Raw genomic sequence first — 20338 nt, forward strand, 5'->3', positions numbered from 1 at the left:
TCACCAGCGGAGACCCGCCATGGATCTCGACATCCGCGAATTCGAGGAGGTCTGCCGCGACCTCTACGTCCGCGCCCTGAAGATCCTGCCCCCCGACATCAAGGCGGGCTTCGCCGACCTGCAGCGGGCCGAGACCAGCGCCACCGGCCGCGCCATCCTCGACACGATGGTGGAGAACGTCGCGGTCGCGGAGCGCACCAAGAACATCCTCTGCCAGGATACCGGCATCCCGATCTACAACGTCGTGATCGGCGCCGACGTGGGCTTCGACGGCGCCGCGCTCAAGGCCGCGATCCGGCGCGGCTGCGAGCGGGCGACCAAGGACTTCTCCCTGCGCTCCTCGGTGGTCCACCCGATCACCCGCAGGAACGAGCAGACCTCCTGCGGCATCCGCGTGCCGATCATCCACGTCGACTTCGACGACCGGCCCGAGACCGTGGCGGTGGAGATGATCCCGAAGGGCTCGGGCTCCGAGAACGGATCGTTCCTGCAGATGCTGCTGCCCTCGGACGGGATCGGCGCGGCCAAGCGCTTCGTCATCGACCGGGTGATCGAGCTCGGCGGCCGGGTCTGCCCGCCGACCATCGTGGGCGTCGGGCTCGGCGGCACCTCCGACCTGTGCATGCACCTCGCCAAGGTGGCGGCGACCCGGCCGCTGCGCTCAGTCTGCGCCGATCCCGAAGGCGCCCGGATCGAGGCCGAGCTGTCGCGGGCCGTGAACGAGCTCGGCATCGGCCCGCAGGGGCTCGGGGGCCGGTCGACGAGCTTCGCCGTCCATGTCGAGCTCGCCGCGACCCACATCACCCAGAACCCGGTCGCCGTGAACATCCAGTGCCACTCGGCCCGCCGCGCCCGCGCGACGCTCACGCCCGGCGGCATCGCGTTCGATTGAGGAGCAGACCGTGGCCCACCACGTCCTCGACATGCCGGCCACTGAGGCCGAGATCCGGGCGCTCCGGATCGGCGACACCGTCACCCTGCGGCGCTGGCTGTTCGGCATCCGCGACGCGACCCTGATCCACATGTTCGACCGGGACCGCCGCACCCGGCTCGACCTCGACGGCCACGCGGTGATCCACACCGCGCCGAACGTCCACCGCGTCCCGGTCTCCAACGCGGCGCCGGTCGGCTTCGCGCCGTTCTGCATCGGCACCACCACGTCGATGCGCATGGAGCGCTTCACCGACGCGCTGATGGAGCGCGAGGGCGTGCGCCTCATCGTCGGCAAGGGCGGCATGGGGCCGGCGACCCTCGACGCCTTCGCGCGGCGCGGCGGCGCCTACCTGGCAATCGTCGGCGGCGCGGCGGCGCTGGAGACCACCTGGATCGAGACCATCGTGGACGTCGACCTCGACGATCTCCATCCCGAGAGCCTGTGGCAGTTCGCGATCCGCGATTTCGGGCCGCTGCTGGTCGGCATGGATTCGCACGGCGGCTCGCTCTTCGCCGACGTGCAGCGCGACGTGGCCGCCCGGCGCGACGCCGTCATCGCCTCCCTCGAGGACGCCCGATGAGCCCCGAACAGGTCGAGACCGACATCCTGATCCTCGGCTCCGGCGGGGCCGGGCTGTTCGCGGCGCTCCACGCCAAGAAGGTCGCGCCGGACCTCGACGTCACCGTCGCGGTGAAGGGTCTGCTGGGGAAATGCGGCTGCACCCGCATGGTCCAGGGCGGCTACAACGTGGCGCTGGCGCCGGGCGACTCGGTCGAGCGGCACTTCATGGACACGATCGAGGGCGGCAAGTGGCTGAACGACCAGGGACTCGCCTGGACGCTCGTCACCGAGGCGCAGGTGCGGATCCGCGAGCTGGAGACCGAGCTCGGCTGCTTCTTCGACCGCAACCCGGACGGCAGCGTCCACCAGAAGGCCTTCGCCGGCCAGACCTTCGACCGGACGGTGCACAAGGGCGACCTCACCGGCATCGAGATCATCAACCGCCTGTCCGAGCAGGTCTGGCGCCGGGACGTGCGCCGCCTGGAGGACCATCGCGCCCTGGAGCTGATCCCGGCCCGGGACGAATCGGGGCTGGCGGGCGTGCTGATGCTAGACATGCGCACCGGCGAGCCGAAGCTGGTGCGGGCGAAGGCCGTGCTGCTCGCCACCGGCGGCGGGCCGACCATGTACAAGTACCACACGCCGTCCGGCGACAAGTCCTGCGACGGGCTCGCCATGGCTCTGCGCGCCGGGCTGCCGTTGCGCGACATGGAGATGGTGCAGTTCCACCCGACCGGGCTGCTCGCCGGCGCCGGCACCCGCATGACCGGGACGGTGCTGGAGGAGGGCCTGCGCGGGGCCGGCGGCTGGCTCCTCGACTCCACCGGCCAGCGCTTCATGGAGGCCTACGACCCGCGGGCCGAGCGCGCGACCCGGGACGTGGTCAGCCGCTCGATCATGCGGCGGCTGCGCGAGGGCTTCGCCACGCCGAGCGGGGGCGTCCACATCCAGATGAGCCATCTCGGCCCCGAGGACGTGCGCCGCCGGTTCAAGGGCATGGTCGAGCGCTGCGCCGATTGCGGCTTCGACCTCGCGGGCGGGCTCGTCGAGGTCATCCCCACGGCCCACTACATGATGGGCGGCCTCCAGTTCGCGGTCGATTGCACCACCGCGCTGCCGCGCCTTTACGCTGCCGGCGAGGATACCGGCGGCGTCCACGGGGCGAACCGTCTGGGTGGCAACGGCGTCGCGAACTCCACGGTGTTCGGGGGGCTGGCCGGCCAGTCCATGGCGCGGGCCGTGACGCGCGAGGGCCGCCTCGCCGAGCCGGATCCCGCCGCCATCGAGGCGGGCCTCGCCCGCGCCTACGGCCCGCTCGGCCGGCCGGCGGAGTCGCTGCCGGAGATCCGCGAGGCGCTCTACGAGACGATGTGGGCCGATGTCGGCATCCTGCGGGACGCGGCCGGGCTGACCCGGGCGCTCGCCACCCTCGACGGGCTCTCCGACGCGGTCGCCCGGGCCGGCGCGCCGGACGGCGACCGCCGCTACGCGCTCACCTGGATGGACCGGCTGAACCTCGAGAACCTCGTGCTGGTCTCGCAGGCGGTCGCCCGGGCGGCGCTCGCCCGCACCGACAGCCGCGGCGCCCATTTCCGCGAGGATTTCCCGGAGGCCTCGGACCTCGCGACCTCGCACTTCACCGTGGTGCGCCAGCGCGGCGGGGCGCTCGACCTCGCGATGGAGCCGGTGCACTTCACGCATGTGCGGCCCGGCGGCTCGCTCCTCGACGCCGCCGCCTGAGGAGAGCCCGTCCATGCAGACCCTGCGCGGCGCCGACATCGTGGCCCGGACCTTGGAGGCGCTCGGCGTCACCCGGATCTTCACCCTGTCGGGCAACCACATCATGCCGGTCTTCGACGCCCTGCTGGAGACCGGGATCGGCCTCGTCCACACCCGCCAGGAGGCGGCCTGCGTCCACATGGCCGACGCCTGGGGCCGGCTGACCGGCGAGGTCGGCGTCGCCCTGGTGACCGGTGGGCAGGGCCACACCAACGGCGCGGCGGCGCTCACCACGGCGCTCGCGGCCGAGTCGCCCGTGCTGCTGCTCTCGGGCCATGCGGGCCTGTCGGAGCTCGGGCGCGGCGCCTTCCAGGAACTGGCCCAGGCCGACATCGCCCGGCCGATGACCAAGGCTGCCTGGACCGCCGGGTCGGTCGCCGCCCTCGGGCCGGACCTCGCCCGGGCCTTCCGGATCGCCCGGGAGGGGCGGCCCGGCCCGGTCCATCTCAGCCTGCCGGTCGACCTGCTGGAGGCGGCCGTCCCCGCCGCCTCGGTGCGGATCCCGGACCGCGCAGCGGCCGCCATCCGGTCCGCCGAGCCGGCGCCGGATCTCGTGGCCGACCTCCTCGCCGCTCTCGCGGGGGCGGAACGGCCGCTGATCGCCTGCGGCCCGGCGCTGTGCGACGCCTCCGGCCGGGCTGCCATGGCAACGCTTGAGGAAACCCTCGGCCTTCCGGTCGTCGGCATGGAGAGCCCGCGCGGGGTCAACGATCCGGCGCTCGGCGCCTTCGCCGAGGTCCTGGCGCGGACCGATCTCCTCGTGCTCCTCGGCAAGCCGCTCGACTTCACCCTGCGCTTCGGCGCGGCGCCCGCCCTCGCGCCCGACTGCCGCTTCGCCGTCGTCGATCCCGATCCGGCGCTGCTGGCCCGCGCGCCGGCCGACCGCCTCGCGGTCTCGGGGCTCGCCGATCCGCGGCCGGTGCTGGCGGCGCTGACCGCGCGCGCCACCGCCCTCCCCCGCCGGGACGCCTGGCACCGGGAGGCGCGGGCCGCCCTCGCCTACCGGCCGCCCGCCTGGGCGGATTTCCACGGGACGGGTCAGCGCCTGCACCCGGTGGAGCTGTGCCGGGCGGTCGACGCCTTCCTGGAACGCCACCCCGACGGCACGCTGATCTGCGACGGCGGCGAGATCGGGCAATGGCCCCAGGCCCTGGTCCGCGGCGGGCGCCGGCTGATCAACGGCGTCTCGGGCACGATCGGCGCGTCGATCCCCTTCGCGATAGCCGCCGCACTGGAGCGGCCCGGCGCCCCGGTGGTCGCGGTGCTGGGCGACGGCACCTTCGGCTTCCACATGGCCGAGTTCGACACCGCCGCGCGCTACCGGATCCCGTTCATCGCGGTGGTCGGCAACGACGCGCGCTGGAACGCCGAGCACCAGATCCAGCTGCGCAGCTACGGCCCCGAGCGGACGCGCCACTGCGACCTGCTCCCGACCCGCTACGACGCGGTCGTCCAGGCCCTCGGCGGCTTCGGGGCGCTGGTGACCGAGGCGGCCGAACTTCCGGCGGCGCTGGAGGCGGCCCAGGCCAGCGGCCTGCCGGCCTGCATCAACGTGATGATCGCGAGCGTGGCGGCGCCGGTGATCCGCCGCCCCGGCTGAGGGGGCGAGCACGATACATGACGGCGACGCCGTCTTGCCGAATGAGGCGCGGGTCCCCTCTCCCGGGCGGGAGAGGGACAGGGTGAGGGATGAGACCTATCCGGACGAGGCGCGCCCCGTAGGCGGTTCGAGGGCGGGCTTAATCCTGAACCTTCTCATCCCTCACCCCAACCCTCTCCCGCTCGGGAGAGGGGGCAGGTCGCGCCCGCCACGTGCGCCGGCGCGACGGTCGCGGACCTTGGGCTCATGGAGGGGAATCATGCGCAGACGCGACGTTCTGGCGGGGGCCGCGGCGCTCCTGGCGAGTCCCGTCCCGGGGCGGGCCGACGAGGTCGGCGCGGTGGCGATCGCCCGCCAGCCGAGCCTCGGCCACCTGCCGCTGATGCTGATGGAGGAGCAGGGCCTGCTCCAGAAGGCCGCGGCCGCCCGCGGCGTGGCGGGGCTCCAGGCGCGCTACCTCACCCTCGCGGGTGGGGCGGCGATGAACGACGCCCTGCTCTCCGGGACGATCCAGTTCGCGGCCGGCGGCGTGCCGCCCCTCGTGCTGCTCTGGTCGAAGACCGAGGGCACCGCCATGGCGGTGAAGGGCGTGGCGGCGATGAACAGCATGCCGCTCCTGATGAACACCAGCAATCCGAAGGTGCACCGGCTCGCCGACTTCACCGACCGGGACAAGATCGCGCTCCCCGCCGTGAAGGTCTCGGTCCAGGCGATGTTCCTGCAGATGGCTGCCGAGAAGGAGCTCGGCGCAGGCCGCCGCACCGACCTCGACCGGCTCACCGTCACCCTCTCCCATCCCGACGGCATGGCGGCGCTCCTCGGGGGCAGCGAGGTGACAGCCCACTTCACCGCCGCGCCGATCCAGGAGCTGGAGCTGCGCCGGCCCGGCATCCGGACGGTGCTGAACAGCTTCGACGTGCTGGGCGAACCCTCGACCTTCAACGTCGTCTGGGCGTCCTCGGCCTTCGCGGGCGCCAACCCGCGGGTCGTCGCGGCCTTCGGCGCCGCCCTGGACGAGGCGCTCGCCGCGATCACGGCCGATCCGTCGGAGGCGGCGCGCGCCTACGTGCGGCTCGCCCGGGACGGGAGCGATGTCGGGCTGATCACCGAGATCCTGAAGGACCCGCAGGTCTCCTTCACGGCGACGCCCCGGGCGGTCGGAAAGGTCGCCGACTTCATGGCCCGCACCGGCACGATCCGTCGCCGGCCGGAGAGCTGGAAGGACCTGTTCTTCGCGGGCGTCCACGACAAGGCGGGCAGCTGACGCCCCACCGGCCGCGTTCAGTTCTGCAGCAGGCCGGGCAGCGCCAGGGCCGTCGTGGTCAGGCCGATCGCGGCGAGCAGCGCGAGGACGAGCGTGCGGAAGCGGCGCTGGTCGATCCGGGCGAACAGCGAGAGCCCGGCGAGCACGCTCACCAGCACCACCGGCAGCGCCAGGGCGAGGTCGCCGAGGAGCTCGGGCGGCAGCGGATCGAGATAGACGAGGATCGTCAGGGCCCAGACCTGCATCACCAGGGTGAAGGACTGGTAGACCGCCCGCTGGGTGCGCGGATCCCAGCCGCGCACGAGGCTCCAGGCCGTCGGCAGGGCTCCGGACAGGCCCGCGATGCCGCCCAGCACGCCGCCCAGGAAGCCGATCGCGCCGTCACTCCAGCGATTGCCGAAGCCGACCCGGTAATCGGCGCGCAGCAGGGCGACGCCGCCGCTGTAGAGGACCAGGAAGGCGCCGATCGCGACCTTGATGAAGCGCGGATCGAGATCGTGCAGCAGGTGGATGCCGATCGGCGCGCCGACGAGACCCGGCAGGATCATCGCGAAGGCGGTGCCCCGCGGCGGCCAGGTCCGCAGGCGCAGGATCGAGATCACCTGCGAGAGGATGCTGCAGACGAGCACCAGGGCGGTCGCCTCCACGGGCGTGCGGATCGACAGCAGCGTGCCGGAGGCGATCAGCGCGAAGGCGAAGCCCGTCAGGCCCGAGATCACGCCGGCGCAGCCGACGCAGAGGACGAGGAGGAGCGTCTCGTTCACCGGGGGCGCCCGGCCCGGCCGATGCCATCCGCGCGCACACCCGCCATTCTCGTCCTCCCGGCCCACGTCCCGCCGGGGCGGGCTCTCTTTCCATGTATCTTATATAAGACCTGTCCGACTGGGCAAGGCGCATGCCTCTGCGGCGCGCCAGGGCTGCCCATCCGGATTCGGCCCGCGACCTCCCACAGCCACAGAGTAGGATGGAGGCGCTCGGTGCCGTCCCCGAACCAGTGAAATCACCCGCACCCCTCGATCACCCGTTGACGCCGGACACCTCATTGGTCTTATATAAGACTAGTCGCCGCCGAGAAGCCGACGACGCAGATCAGGAGGACCGCATGAGCAGCCACGCCGCGTCCGGCGAAGGGCATCGCGAAGGGCGCCGCAAGCCGCATCTTCTCGCCCATTCCCCCCAGGACAACGTCGCCGTCGCGGTGATCGAGGGCCTGAGCGCGAGCACCGACGCCTTCGGGGTGGTCACCGAGAACGACAGCACCTTCGAGGTCCATGTCCGCCACGACATCCCGATCGGCCACAAGGTCGCGCTCACCGACCTGAAGGCCGGCGACACGGCGATCAAGTACGGCCAGGACATCGGCAAGGTCATCAAGGACGTCGCCAAGGGCGAGCACGTCCACGTCCACAACGTCAAGACGAAGCGCTGGTGAGGTGACGATGTTCAAGGAAGCCGCTCAGCTCGAACACGAGATCGCCACCCCCTTCGTCGGCGGTGCGCCCGATCAGTTCGCCACCAAGGCGCTCGCGACCCGGCGCGCCTCGGAGAACTACACCTCCGCCACCTTCATGGGCTGGCGCCGGGAGAACGGCCGGGTCGGCGTGCGCAACCACGTCGTGCTCCTGCCGCTGGACGACCTGTCCAACGCCGCCTGCGAGGCGGTCGCCAACAACGTGAAGGGCACGATGGCGCTGCCCCACGCCTACGGCCGGCTCCAGTTCGGCGAGGACCTGGACCTCCACTTCCGCACCCTGATCGGCATCGGCTCGAACCCGAACGTCGCCGCCGTCGTGGTGATCGGCATCGAGGACCAGTGGACCAACCGCGTGGTCGAGGGCATCGCCAGGACCGGCAAGCCGGTCGTCGGCTTCGGCATCGAGGGCCACGGCGACATCGCGATCGTCGCCAGGGCGAGCTACCAGGCCAAGCGCTTCGTGCAGTGGGCCACCGAGCTCCAGCGCGAGGAATGCCCGATCGCCGACCTCTGGGTCTCGACCAAGTGTGGCGAGTCCGACACCACCACCGGCCTCGCCTCCTGCCCCACCGTCGGCAACATGTACGACAAGCTGATCCCGCACGGGATCTACGGAGTGTTCGGCGAGACCTCGGAGATCACCGGCGCCGAGCACCTCTGTCGCGAGCGGGCGATCAGCCCGGAAGTCTCCGACAAGTGGTACACGATGTGGAAGGCCTACCAGGACGACGTGATCGAGGCGCACAAGACCGACGATCTCTCGGACTCGCAGCCGACCAAGGGCAACATCGCGGGCGGCCTCACCACGATCGAGGAGAAGGCGCTCGGCAACCTCGAGAAGATCGGCCACGAGTGCCGCTTCATCGACGCGCTGCAGCCCGCGGAGGCGCCCGCCAAGGGGCCCGGCCTGTACTTCATGGACACGTCCTCGGCGGCGGCCGAGTGCGTCACCCTGATGGCGGCGGCCGGCTACGTGGTGCACACCTTCCCGACCGGCCAGGGCAACGTCATCGGCAACCCGATCGTCCCGGTGATCAAGATCACCGGCAATCCCCGGACCGTGCGGACCATGGGCGAGCATATCGACGTCGACGTCTCGGGTGTGCTCACCCGTGAGATGACGATCCCGCAGGCCGGCGACGCGCTCATCGACATGGTGGTGCGCACCGCCAACGGCCGGCTCACGGCGGCCGAGTCCCTCGGCCACCGGGAATTCGTGATGACGAAGCTCTACCGCAGCGCCTGACGCACAAGTCCCGCGCCCGCGGACCGCGATCCGGTCCGCGGGCGCGGCCCCGACGCCACGGGGTCAGGACCACGCCGGAGCGCACGACCGCGGGGGAAACCGCGGCGGCCTCCGTCCCGTCATTCTGGAGGAACGCATGAGGCTGCTTCGGTCGATCTACGGCCAGGTCCTGCTCGGCATCGCGCTGGGCATCGGCGTCGGCGTGGTCGCGCCCGATTTCGCGGTGGGCTGCAAGATCCTCGGCGACATGTTCATCAACCTGATCAAGATGATCGTCGCCCCCGTGATCTTCTGCACGGTCGTGGTCGGCATCGCGCATGTCGGCGACATGAAGAGCGTCGGCCGGATGGGCCTGAAGACCATCCTGTACTTCGAGGTCGCCACGACGGTGGCGCTCGCCGCGGGCCTCCTGTTCGTCAACCTGCTGCGGCCGGGCGACGGCGTGAACGCCACGGTCGACAGCCTCGACGCCAAGCTCGTGGCCGGCATCGCCGGCAAGGCCCACGCGCAGTCGCCGATGGAGATCGTCGCCAACATCATCCCCCACAGCGCGGTCGACGCCTTCGCCAAGGGCGACCTGATCCAGGTGATGTTCTTCTCGGTGCTGGTCGGCATGGGGCTCGCGATGCTGGGCCGGCGCGGCGAGTTCCCGCTCAAGGTGGTCCACGCCTTCGGCGACGTGCTGATGAAGGTCGTCGGCCTGATCATGCACTTCGCGCCGATCGGCGCCTTCGGGGCGATGGCGTTCACCATCGGCAAGTTCGGGCTCGGCATCCTCGCCCAGTACGGGATGCTGATCGTCTCCCTCTACCTGACCTTCATCGTGTTCATCGCGGTCTTCCTCGGCGGCGTGATGCGCTTCTACGTCGGCCTGAGCCTGTGGAAGCTGTTCCGCTACAGCCGGGAGGAGCTGTTCATCCTGCTCGGCACCACGAGCTCGGAATCGGTGCTGCCGCGGATCATGGCCAAGCTCAACGGCCTCGGGGTCGACAAGAGCGTCACCGGCCTCGTGATGCCCGCCGGCCTGTCCTTCAACATGGACGGCTCGTGCATCTACCTGACCATGGCGATCGGCTTCATCGCCCAGGCCCTCAACGTGCCGCTGACCTGGGAGCAGGAGCTCGGCATCCTCGCCATCGCGCTGGTGACCTCGAAGGGCGTGGCGGGCGTGGCCGGCGCCATCCTGTTCGTGCTCGCCGCGACGCTCCAGGCCTCGCAGCTCCTGCCGGTGGCGGGCATCGCCCTGATCATCGGGGTGGACCGCATCCTGAACGAGCTGCGCTGCGTGACCAACGCGGTCGGCAACATGGTGGCGACCCTCGTGATCGCCCGCTGGGAGGGCAAGATCGACCTCGCGCACGCCCGGGCGGTGCTCGACGGCCGCATCACCCCGAACCTCGACCTCCTCGACGACGAGGACGAGGCGGCGGACGCGATCCCCGCCCGCGAGCCGGCGGCGGCCTTGCGCCGCCCCCTCCCCGCTGCCGTGCCGGCGACCTGAGAAGGATCCTCCATGCCCAAGGTCATCATCAGCGAGTTCATGGACGAGGCCGCGATCGCGGCCGAGCTCGCCGGCCTCGACGTGCAGTACGATCCCGGCCTCGTCGACCGGCCCGGAGACCTCGCCGCCGCCGTGGCCCGGGCCGACGCCCTGATCGTGCGCAACCGGACCCAGGTCCGCGGCCCCCTGCTCGACGCCGCCCGCGACCTCAAGGTGGTGGGCCGCCTCGGCGTCGGCCTCGACAACATCGACGTCCCGGCCTGCCGGGATCGGGGCATCGCGGTCTACCCGGCCACCGGCGCCAACGACGGCGCGGTCGCCGAGTACGTGGTCGCCACCGCGCTGCTGCTCCTGCGCGGCGCCTACGGGGCCACGGCCCGCGTGGCGGCCGGGACGTGGCCGCGCAACGCCCTGATGGGCCGCGAGATCGCCGGCAAGCGCCTCGGCCTCGTCGGCTTCGGGTCGATCGCCCGCGAGACTGCCCGGAGGGCGGCGGCCCTCGGCATGACGGTCGCCGCCCACGACCCCTTCGTGGCCGCGGGCGACCCGGCCTGGAACCCGGCCACCGGCCCCGTGCAGAGCCAGGCGCTCGACGCGCTGATCGCGCAGAGCGACGTGCTCTCGCTGCACGTGCCGCTCACCGATCAGACCCGCGGGTTGATCGACGCGGCAGCGCTGGCCCGGATGCCTGCGGGCGCGATCCTGATCAACGCGGCAAGGGGCGGGGTGGTGGACGAGGCGGCCGTGGCGCAAGCCCTGCGCTCCGGCCATCTCGGCGGCGCGGCGCTGGACGTGTTCGACCGGGAGCCCCTCGACGCGGCGGCGGGCGCCGTCTTCGCCGACGTGCCGAACCTGATCCTGACCCCGCACATCGCCGGGGTGACGCAGGAGTCGAACGTGCGCGTCTCCGCCGTCACCGCCGCGGCCGTGCGACGCCATCTCACGGAGCGCTGAGCCGATGCCGAACCTGACCCTGTCGGAGGCCGAGGCCCTCGCCGCCGACGCCCTCGTCCGCTGCGGCACGGCCGAGGCCGCGGCCCGGAGCGTCGCCCGCGCCCTGGTCGGCGCCGAGGCGGACGGGCTCAAGGGCCACGGCCTGTCGCGGGTCGCGCCCTATGCCGCGCAGGTCCGGGCCGGGAAGGTCGTGGGCGACGCGGTCCCGCTTGCGTCGCGCCCGCGGCCGGGCCTGCTCGCGATCGACGCCGCCCACGGCTTCGCCTACCCGGCGATCGATCTCGCCCTGGAGGCGCTGCCGGGCGTCGCGCGCCAGCAGGGCGTGGCGGCGGCGGGCATCCGCCGCTCGCACCATTGCGGCGCGGCCGGACGCCCGGTGGAGCGACTGGCCGAGCAGGGCTGCGTCGCCCTGCTGTTCGCCAACACGCCCGCCGCGATGGCGCCCTGGGGCGGGCGGCAGGCGGTGTTCGGCACCAACCCGCTGGCCTTCGCCTGCCCGCTGCCGGGCCGCGCGCCGATCGTGGTCGACCTCGCCCTGTCGAAGGTGGCCCGCGCCAACATCGTCGGGGCGGCCAAGCGCGGCGAGCCGATCCCCGAGGGCTGGGCCCTCGACGTGGAGGGACGCCCGACGACCGACGCCGAGGCCGCCCTCGACGGCACCATGGTGCCGCTGGGCGACGCCAAAGGCACGGCGCTCGCCCTGATGGTCGAGCTGCTCGCCGCCGGCCTCGTCGGCGCGCGCTTCGCCGGCGAAGTCTCCTCGTTCCTCGACGCCGCGGGCGACCCGCCGGGGACCGGACAGCTGATCCTCGCCCTCGACGCGGCGGCGCTCAGCCCGGACGCGCCGGAGCGCTTCGCGGCGCTGGCCGGCGCGATCGAGGCGCAGGACGGCGCCCGGCTCCCCGGCCGCCGCCGGCTCGGGCTCCGCCGCCGGGCCGCCGAGGCGGGCCTCGACGTGGCCGAAGCCCTCGTGGCCGAGATCCGGGCGCTGTGAGGCGTAACGCCTGTGCGGAGGAAGAACCCGTGATTGCTCCCGTCGGCAGGGCGACGTAAGCGAGAGGAGGGAGAGGTGCTGGACACAACCTTCGACGCTCTACCCACGGATGGGGCTCTGCGTCGTCACGCGATGGAACGGTCAGGCGAAGGGCAGGCAGGTTCGGGGCGCGCCGGCGCGGTCGGCTTCCGCCCGCTCTACCGGCAGGTCTACGACACGCTGCTGAAGCGCCTGGCCGACGCGGTCTGGCAGCCCGGCCAGATCCTGCCGAGCGAGGGGCAGCTCGCCGCCGAGCTGGGCGTCAGCCAGGGGACGGTGCGCAAGGCCCTCGACGCGCTCACCGCCGACAGCCTGCTGGTGCGCCGCCAGGGCCGCGGGACGTTCGTGGCCGACCACGACGACAAGCAGAGCGTCTTCCGCTTCCTGAAGCTGCGGCCGGACGGCGACGGCACCGGCATGCCCACGAGCCGGGTCACCGGGATCGCGGAGGCGGCCGCCAGCGCCGACGAGCGCGGGCGGCTCGACCTCGTGCGGTCCGCCCGCGTGGTCCGGATCGAGCGCGTACGCGCCGTCGACGCCAAGCTGTGCGTGGTCGAGACGATCAGCGTGCCCGCCGGCCTGTTCCCGGGCATCGCCCAGATCGAGCTGCCCAACACCCTCTACAGCCTCTACGCCACCCGCTACGGCATCACGATCGCCACCGCCAACGAGCGCCTGAAGGCCGTGGCGATCGGGCCCCGCGAGGCGGAGCTGCTCCAGGTGCCCGCCGGAACCCCCGCCCTCGAGATCGACCGCGTCGCCATCGACCTCGAGGAGCGGCCGGTCGAGTGGCGCCTCTCGACCTGCCTGACGCAGGACATCCACTACCTCTCGGTCCTTCGCTGACCGGGATCCCCCCGACGCGCCGCCCCGCAGTCGAAGGCGGGGCGCGCCGAACTGGACCTCCGCTGCCACAGCCTGAACGGGGAGCGCGCGATGACGGATCGCGGAAGACGGGACTTCATGCGGCTGAGCGCCCTCGGCGCCCTCGCCGCGCTCGGAGGCGTGCCGCGCGCACGGGCGGCCGACGGCGCGACGCTGCCCTTCGGCAACGGCGAGCGGCCGCTCGTGGCCTATCCGGGCAAGCGGCCGCTCCTGCAGATGACCGCGCGCCCGCCGCAGCTGGAGACGCCGTTCGCGGTCTTCGACGGGGGCGCGATCACGCCGAACGACGCGTTCTTCGTCCGCTACCACCTCGCCGACATCCCGACCGAGATCGACCCGCAGGCCTTCCGCGTCGCCGTGACCGGGCAGGTCGAGCGCCCGCTCTCCCTGTCGCTCGCCGACCTCAAGGCGATGCCGCAGACCGAGATCGTCGCGGTCAACCAGTGCTCGGGCAATTCCCGCGGCTTCTTCGAGCCGCGCATCGCCGGCGGCCAGCTCGCCAACGGCGCCATGGGCTGCGCCCGCTGGACCGGCGTGCCGCTCAAGACGGTGCTCGACCGCGCCGGCGTGAAGGCGGGCGCCGTGCAGGTCGCCTTCAACGGCCTCGACGGGCCGGTCCTGCCCGAGACGCCGGACTTCGCCAAGGCGCTGACCCTCGACCACGCCCGGGACGGCGCGGTGCTGCTCGCCTGGGGCATGAACGGGCAGGACCTGCCCTGGCTCAACGGCTTCCCGCTCCGCCTCGTGGTGCCGGGCTACTACGGCACCTACTGGGTCAAGCACCTCGACAGCATCGCCGTCCTCGATCACCCCTTCGAGGGCTTCTGGATGAAGACGGCCTACCGCATCCCCGACAATGCCTGCGCCTGCACCGAGCCCGGCAAGGCGCCGGACAGGACCGTCCCGATCGGCCGCCTCAACGTCCGCTCCTTCCTGACGAACCTGACCGACGGCGCGCCGGTGAAGGCGGGTCCGGTCGCCCTGCGGGGCATCGCGTTCGACGGCGGCTCGGGCATCCGGGACGTCGCGGTCTCGGCCGACGACGGCCGGACCTGGAGCGCGGCCCGGCTCGGCCAGGATCTCGGCCCCTACGCCTTCCGCACCTGGACCGCGGAGGTCGATCTCGCGCCGGGCGCCCACGCCCTGCGCGTGCGGGCCACGGGCAACGACGGCGCGACCCAGCCGATGGAGCCGCGCTGGAACCCCGCCGGCTACATGCGCAACGTCGTCGAGACGACCCGCGTGCGCGCGGCCTAGAGGGAGGATCGGCATGTTCAGCACCCGCCCGCTCCGCGCGTCGGTCGTCGCGATCGCCGCCGCGCTGGCCGCGACACCCGCGCTGGCCGCGCCCGAGACCTACGCGCTGCCGGAGCCGACGGCGCAGTTCCGGCCGGCCCCGGATGCCGCGCACGCGGCCGGCTTCCAGGCCGCGCAGGAGAACTGCCTGACCTGCCACTCGGCCGACTACGTCGCCATGCAGCCGCCCCGGAAGGGGCAGGCGTTCTGGGACGCCGAGGTCGCCAAGATGATCAAGGTCTACCGGGCGCCGATCACGGAGGACCAGGCCCGGGCCATCGCCGGCTATCTCGGCGCGGCCTACTGAGCGCCGAGACCGGGCAGGAGGCCGCGCGATGATCGTCAGAACCGCCGTGCCGGACCGGTCCGAGGCCGCGCCGACCGGGTCGCGGGGGGCCTCCGCCTGGGCCGGGGCGGCCGGCACCCTGCTCCCGGGCCTGCTCCTGTGCCTGGGCATCACCGCGGTGGCGCAGGCTCTGCAGGCCGGCGAGGAGCACCTGACCGGCCATCCCTACGTCGAGGCCCTGGTGCTGGCCATCCTGCTGGGGACGGCCGTGCGGACCGCCTGGGTGCCGGGCGCGCGCTTCAAGGCCGGGATCGCCTTCTCGGCCAAGCAGGTGCTGGAAGTGGCCGTCACGCTGCTCGGCGCCGCGGTCAGCCTCGGGGCGATCGTCGCCTCGGGCCCGGCGCTGCTGGCCGGCATCGTCGGGGCGGTGACGCTGACCATCCTGGCGAGCTGCGCGCTCTGCCGCGCCCTGGGCCTGCCGGTGCGCATGGCGCTGCTGATCGCCTGCGGCAACGCCATCTGCGGCAACTCGGCGATCGCCGCGGTGGCGCCGGTGATCGGGGCGGACAGCCGGGACGTGGCGGCGGCCATCGCCTTCACGGCGGTGCTGGGCGTGCTGATGGTGCTGGGCCTGCCGCTGTTCGTGCCGCTCGTCGGCTTCAGCGAGCACCAGTACGGCGTGCTCGCGGGCCTGACCGTCTACGCGGTGCCGCAGGTGCTGGCCGCGACCGTGCCGGTGGGCCCGCTCGCCACGCAGGTGGGCACGCTGGTCAAGCTGGTCCGGGTGCTGATGCTCGGGCCGGTGGTGCTGGCCCTCTCGCTCCTCGCCCCGCGCCTGCCGGCGGCGGGAGCGAGCGCCAAGCCCCGTGCGGGGAGCGCCCCCGGGAGCGCCCGGCGCCGGCCCGGCTTCTTCAAGCTGGTCCCGTGGTTCATCCTCGGCTTCCTGGCCCTGGCGAGCCTGCGCTCGCTCGGGCTGATCCCGAACGCCTGGGTCGCGCCGATCTCCCGCCTCGCCGGCTTCCTCACCATCGTGTCGATGGCCGCGCTCGGCCTCGGGGTGGACGTACGCGTGCTGGCCCAGGTCGGCGGCCGGGTGACGATGGCGGTCACCGCCTCGCTCGGCGTGCTGCTGGCCATCGCCGTCCTGCTCATCCGCGGCCTCGGGATCGGCTGAGCCGGTCGCCGGCGGCGCGCCGCACCCGCCGGCGTCCACGCGCGGGTGGCCCAGGCTCCGCGAGCGCGATCGCGCCGGGGAAGCGGCTCACACGCAACGGTGGCGGTCGCGTACGGCGGACAGCGATGTCGCGCGCCCGGGAGCGTGAAAGTCCCCGACGAGACGACATCATCCGGGCGCCGATGCGGACGTTGAGCGCGCAACGGGATCGGCGGTGCCACGATGCCGCCGGGGCAGGATCGCGCGATCGCCGCGACGTCTGACGAACAGGCCGACGTCTTCGCGCCGAACGCGGCCGAGCAAGACGACAGCTCCGGATATGGGGTGTCCGCGGCGCAACGCCCGACGGGATATGAGTGAACCCTCCGCGCCCGTCCCGTCCATACATGCGCCGGACTGCCCGGCGCAGCGCCGATATTCGGCCTCGCGAACGACGGAGATCACCGAACATTTGCGCACAGGAGACAAATATTCGAAGCAGAGTTTTGCCCCGCGCGCGCCGTTAACCACGGTTTTCAATATTTCTGAAATTCCAGGCCGCTAATATGCGGATATAACCTGGGATTGAACTGCTACAATGATGACCCCCTCGACGAGAGCAAAGTAGCGAGACGCCGCGTTGGGACTGTATTCCAAGCTGCGGGCCGCACTCGCTGAAGATGCCCTCCTCGCGCGCGGCGTGAAGCGCTCGCTCGTCGACGGGCTGTATCAGCCCTTCGCTTCGCTCGCGGTCGGCGCCGCGTCCGGGACGATCGTCGCCACGGCCGCGGCGTTCTGGTCCGACGATCGCGCGATCACGGTGACCGCGTTCGCGGTCGGCCTGATCGGCCTCACCCGCATCGTGCTCGCTCGGATCTACCTGACGAAGGGGCCGCAGAAGCACGATCGTTACGAGCTCTGGGAGACCTACTTCTCCCTCGGCGCGTTCGCCTACGCCGCGTCGCTCGGCATCCTGTCGTTCCTCATCACGACGCGGTCGTCCAACCTCGCGCTCCAGGTCATCACCCCCACGTTCACGATCGGTTACGCCGCGGGCATCTCGGGCCGCAATGCGGGCCGCCCCCTGCTGGCCATCGCGCAGGTGCTCCTGTCGGCGATGCCGCTGTCGGCGGGTCTGCTCGTGTCCGGCGACGGCGAGCGGGCCTCGCTCGGCATCCTCTCGCTCCTGTTCGCCTACGGCATGATCGACATCACGCTCAGCACGCGCGAGATCATCGTGTCGGCCCTGGTGACGACGCGCGAGAAGGAGGCGCTCGCCGAGAAATTCCAGGCCCAGGCCAATCTCTTCGACATCGCGTTGCGCAACATGTCGCACGGGCTGTGCATGTTCGACGCGCGCGGCCGGCTCCAGGTCTGGAACGACCAGTTCCTCTCGATATCGGGCATTCCCTCGAACCGCATCCATACCAATTCGACGGCCAAATCGCTGTACGCATTGAGCCGCGCCATCATCGATGAGCGAACCGCGGGGCGCGGCGCGACGCTCTCGACATTCTCGGCGGCGTCGAACGCGTTGAGGTCGGGAAACCTGGTCCTGATCCTGCCCGACGATCGCGTGGTCTCCCTGATGCAGCGGCGGACCGCCGAGAAGGGCTACGTGATCATCTTCGAGGACATCACCGAGCGGCGTCGGAGCGAAGCCCGCATCCAGCAGATGGCGCGTTACGACGATCTGACGGGCCTGCTCAATCGCAGCAGCTTCAAGGCCAAGGTCTCCCAGGCGCTGAAAGCCAGCGCCAGCAGCAAGGGCGATTTCGCGGTCCATCTGCTCGATCTCGACCACTTCAAGGTCATCAACGACACGCTGGGGCATCCGGCCGGAGACAGATTGTTGCAGATGGTGGCGGACCGGCTGCGCGGGATCGGGGCGCTGTCCGGATCGGTCGCCCGCCTCGGCGGCGACGAGTTCGTCATCGTCCAGCAATCCGTCACGTCGCCGGCCGTCGCGGAGGATCTCGCGCAGCGCGTCCTGCACGAGCTCGAACGACCTTTCGATATCGACGGCACTCACGTCACGGTCGGCGCCTCGATCGGCATCGCGATCGCCCCGTTCCATGCCAACGACGAGGACAGGCTGCTGAAATGCGCCGATATCGCCCTCTACGCCATCAAGGGGGCCGGCAGGAGCGGGTTCAAGATCTTCCAGCACGAGATGGAAGCGGCCACGCGCGCGCGGCACGCCCTCGAGTCCGATCTTCGGGCCGCCCTGACCAACGGCGAACTGGAGCTGCACTATCAGCCGATCGTCGACGCGAGCACCGGGGCGATCGTGAGCTGCGAGGCCCTGCTACGGTGGCAGCACCCCGTCTCCGGCTACATCCCGCCGTCGGACTTCATCCCGGTGGCCGAGGACACGGGGCTCATCGTCCAGCTGGGCGACTGGGTTCTGAACGAAGCGTGCCGCGAGGCCCGGAACTGGCCGTCGACCGTGAGCGTCGCGGTCAACATGTCGCCGCGTCAGTTCGGTGATCCCCAGCTGGCCTTCCACGTCATCGGCGCGCTGAACCGCTCCGGCCTCCCGGCGCATCGCCTGGAGCTCGAGATCACGGAGAGCGTGACGCTGGGCGCGACGCACAAGATCGTCGAGACCATCCACACGCTCCGTCAGCTCGGGATCCGCCTGTCGATCGACGATTTCGGAACCGGTTACTCGTCCCTGAGCTCCCTGAGAAACTTCGCCTTCGACAAGCTGAAGATCGACCGGTCGTTCGTGTGGGACCTGGACAGGAAAGCCGAGTCGACCGCGATCATCCGGGCGATCGTCGGGATGGGTAGGAGCATCGGGATGGCCATCGTCGTCGAGGGCGTCGAGACGGAGACGCAGCTCTCCATCCTCCGGGCCGAGGGCTGCGATCTGATCCAGGGCTACGTGTTCAGTCGTCCGGTCGCCGCACCCCAGATCCGGGCCATGCTCGCGGCCGCGGAGCCCGTGACGAAGCTAGCGAGCTGACGCCGCCAGCCCCCGCGCGGTCACCGTGCGGGCCTGAGCGGCCTGGGCTTTTCCCCTGAGCCTGTCCTGCGCCAGGACGAGCCGCTCCATGATGCTCAGATCCCTGTCCGTGAGATTCATCGCGGCGGCCGCCCAGACCGAGACGATCTTTCTCAGCTCCTCCAACGATATGCGATTGACCTCCCGGGCGGCTCGATAGATCGCCTGCTGCCCGTTGCGGCGCCGGTGGTTGCCGGCGATGTACGCGCGCACGGCCGCCTCGCCCTGGCCGCGCTCGGCGAGGACGTGAACGATCCCCAGTTCGTGCATCTCCTCCGCGGTGTAGGTTCTCCCATCGAGGATCATCTCCTGAGCCCTGATGGTCCCCAGACGCCGGGCGAGGAAGCTGTAGGCCCCCATACCGGGGAAGAGCCCGAAGAGGATCTCCGGGAAGCCGAACTTGGTGCCCTTCTCGGCGATGATCACGTCGAACGAGAGCAGGCCCTCGAACCCCCCGCCCAGCGCGTCGCCCTGAACGAGGCCGATCGTGATGATCGGCAGGTTCAGCGCGTTCATGTTGCGATGAAGAACATCGACGCACGCGTTGCCGTAACCGACCAGCGCGGCCTCGTCGCCCGCGCGGATCTTGCTCGCGAACAGGCTCAGATCACCGCCGAGACTGAACACGCCGGGAAATCGTGAACCGAATACAAAGTAGTTCAGGGCGAGGCTGCCGTTGCCGAAACCGCGCTCGATGCCATCCTGCAGGCGGCTGAAGTCGGCCAGCATCTCGGGATTCTGGCACGGGCGGCCCTGCGGGCGCATGAAGGCCCACAGGGTGCTGGTGTCGGTTTCGAGATTGACTTCGATCTGAGCGAGTTCGGAAAGGCCGTGGTCGGGAGACGAGACGGTCGGCGCGATCCGCTTCTCGCTCGGCCGCCGCGCGGCCGTCGGACGCCGTCGCAGCGGCACAGGACCAGGGTATGGCACCAAGTCTTTGGCGAGACCTGTAATAGACGCCATCGTATTCGGATCCGTTAAGTGATCCTTAACCGTATCTCAGCCGGCGTTGCGGAGCTAGGCAGCCGGAGCGGCCCTCCTCAGATAATTAAGCTTTGGTTAATGCCGGCCTTTTAGCCACCTTTGCTTGCGAGGCGGGCCTCTTCGGACGAGAGGCCCGCCGACGCCCCGGCGGCTGCCCTGACCCTCGACCTCCACGGACTCGACGGCGCCGGCTCGGTCCGGCGGGATCGCGGACGGCAGGCGTGAAGCGGCACGCCCGCCGCTCCCGCGCGAGACCGGGTCCGCCGCGGGGACGCGCGGTCAACCGCGCGACGGACGCCTCAGCGGCACCCCGTAACGGCTCCGATCTCCGATCATGCGAGTCGGCGCAATGCTCGCTGCGCCGATCGCCGATCATGA

General features: G+C 71.5%; 17 protein-coding genes. 15 read left to right on the forward strand and 2 right to left on the reverse strand.

All coding sequences use genetic code 11. The features are described 5' to 3' along the window. Positions 1-19: 19 nt before the first annotated feature. The 5 genes from ACLBX8_RS11510 to ACLBX8_RS11530 all read left to right on the forward strand — a co-directional run bounded on the left by ACLBX8_RS11510 (position 20) and on the right by ACLBX8_RS11530 (position 6138). Positions 20-892, forward strand: a complete 873-nt coding sequence (locus ACLBX8_RS11510; RefSeq protein ID WP_447699224.1) for a fumarate hydratase — start codon at positions 20-22, stop codon at positions 890-892. A 10-nt stretch (positions 893-902) separates the two neighbouring features. Continuing rightward, positions 903-1514: a fumarate hydratase C-terminal domain-containing protein gene (locus ACLBX8_RS11515; RefSeq protein ID WP_447683120.1), complete on the forward strand. Its 612-nt coding sequence runs from the start codon at positions 903-905 to the stop codon at positions 1512-1514. Further along, positions 1511-3235 carry an L-aspartate oxidase gene (locus ACLBX8_RS11520; RefSeq protein WP_447699223.1) on the forward strand — a complete coding sequence of 575 codons (1725 nt, stop codon included), beginning with the start codon at positions 1511-1513 and terminating at the stop codon, positions 3233-3235. Before ACLBX8_RS11515 ends, ACLBX8_RS11520 begins: the two co-directional genes overlap by 4 nt. A 13-nt stretch (positions 3236-3248) precedes the next feature. After that, positions 3249-4874, forward strand: coding sequence for a thiamine pyrophosphate-binding protein (locus ACLBX8_RS11525; protein ID WP_447699222.1), 1626 nt, complete (start codon positions 3249-3251; stop codon positions 4872-4874). Positions 4875-5133: 259 nt separating this feature from the next. Beyond that, complete coding sequence (locus tag ACLBX8_RS11530; protein WP_447683117.1) at positions 5134-6138, forward strand: ABC transporter substrate-binding protein; 1005 nt, start codon at positions 5134-5136, stop codon at positions 6136-6138. 17 nt (positions 6139-6155) lie between these two features. Here ACLBX8_RS11530 and ACLBX8_RS11535 read toward each other — a convergent pair whose 3' ends face one another. Further along, positions 6156-6902, reverse strand: a complete 747-nt coding sequence (locus ACLBX8_RS11535; protein WP_020094920.1) for a sulfite exporter TauE/SafE family protein — start codon at positions 6900-6902, stop codon at positions 6156-6158. A 338-nt stretch (positions 6903-7240) separates the two neighbouring features. Here ACLBX8_RS11535 and ACLBX8_RS11540 point away from each other — a divergent pair, with 338 nt between their 5' ends. The 10 genes from ACLBX8_RS11540 to ACLBX8_RS11585 all read left to right on the forward strand — a co-directional run bounded on the left by ACLBX8_RS11540 (position 7241) and on the right by ACLBX8_RS11585 (position 18937). Next, the gene (locus tag ACLBX8_RS11540) at positions 7241-7570 is read left to right on the forward strand and encodes a UxaA family hydrolase (protein ID WP_447683116.1); all 330 of its coding nucleotides are present in this window, start codon (positions 7241-7243) and stop codon (positions 7568-7570) included. Positions 7571-7577: 7 nt separating this feature from the next. Beyond that, positions 7578-8858, forward strand: a complete 1281-nt coding sequence (locus tag ACLBX8_RS11545) for a UxaA family hydrolase (protein WP_447699221.1) — start codon at positions 7578-7580, stop codon at positions 8856-8858. Positions 8859-8994: 136 nt separating this feature from the next. Next, positions 8995-10359: a C4-dicarboxylate transporter DctA gene (locus tag ACLBX8_RS11550; protein ID WP_020094923.1), complete on the forward strand. Its 1365-nt coding sequence runs from the start codon at positions 8995-8997 to the stop codon at positions 10357-10359. A 12-nt stretch (positions 10360-10371) separates the two neighbouring features. After that, the gene (locus ACLBX8_RS11555; protein WP_447699220.1) at positions 10372-11313 is read left to right on the forward strand and encodes a hydroxyacid dehydrogenase; all 942 of its coding nucleotides are present in this window, start codon (positions 10372-10374) and stop codon (positions 11311-11313) included. Between the two features lie 4 nt (positions 11314-11317). Continuing rightward, positions 11318-12307 carry an Ldh family oxidoreductase gene (locus ACLBX8_RS11560; protein ID WP_447715123.1) on the forward strand — a complete coding sequence of 330 codons (990 nt, stop codon included), beginning with the start codon at positions 11318-11320 and terminating at the stop codon, positions 12305-12307. 75 nt (positions 12308-12382) lie between these two features. Next, the gene (locus tag ACLBX8_RS11565) at positions 12383-13192 is read left to right on the forward strand and encodes a GntR family transcriptional regulator (protein ID WP_447699218.1); all 810 of its coding nucleotides are present in this window, start codon (positions 12383-12385) and stop codon (positions 13190-13192) included. A gap of 90 nt (positions 13193-13282) precedes the next feature. Next, positions 13283-14488: a SorA family sulfite dehydrogenase catalytic subunit gene (gene sorA, locus ACLBX8_RS11570; RefSeq protein ID WP_447715124.1), complete on the forward strand. Its 1206-nt coding sequence runs from the start codon at positions 13283-13285 to the stop codon at positions 14486-14488. A gap of 13 nt (positions 14489-14501) precedes the next feature. Then, complete coding sequence (gene sorB, locus ACLBX8_RS11575) at positions 14502-14834, forward strand: SorB family sulfite dehydrogenase c-type cytochrome subunit (protein ID WP_091928611.1); 333 nt, start codon at positions 14502-14504, stop codon at positions 14832-14834. 28 nt (positions 14835-14862) lie between these two features. Beyond that, a complete protein-coding gene (locus ACLBX8_RS11580) occupies positions 14863-15987 on the forward strand; it encodes a YeiH family protein (RefSeq protein ID WP_447715125.1) in 1125 nt (374 codons plus the stop codon). A gap of 619 nt (positions 15988-16606) precedes the next feature. After that, a complete protein-coding gene (locus tag ACLBX8_RS11585; protein WP_091978490.1) occupies positions 16607-18937 on the forward strand; it encodes a putative bifunctional diguanylate cyclase/phosphodiesterase in 2331 nt (776 codons plus the stop codon). Here the strand turns inward: ACLBX8_RS11585 and ACLBX8_RS11590 are convergent. Then, positions 18926-19939, reverse strand: a complete 1014-nt coding sequence (locus ACLBX8_RS11590) for a crotonase/enoyl-CoA hydratase family protein (RefSeq protein WP_447699214.1) — start codon at positions 19937-19939, stop codon at positions 18926-18928. The genes ACLBX8_RS11585 and ACLBX8_RS11590 overlap by 12 nt on opposite strands. Positions 19940-20338: the final 399 nt, after the last annotated feature.

This window comes from Methylobacterium sp. D48H, assembly GCF_053345715.1.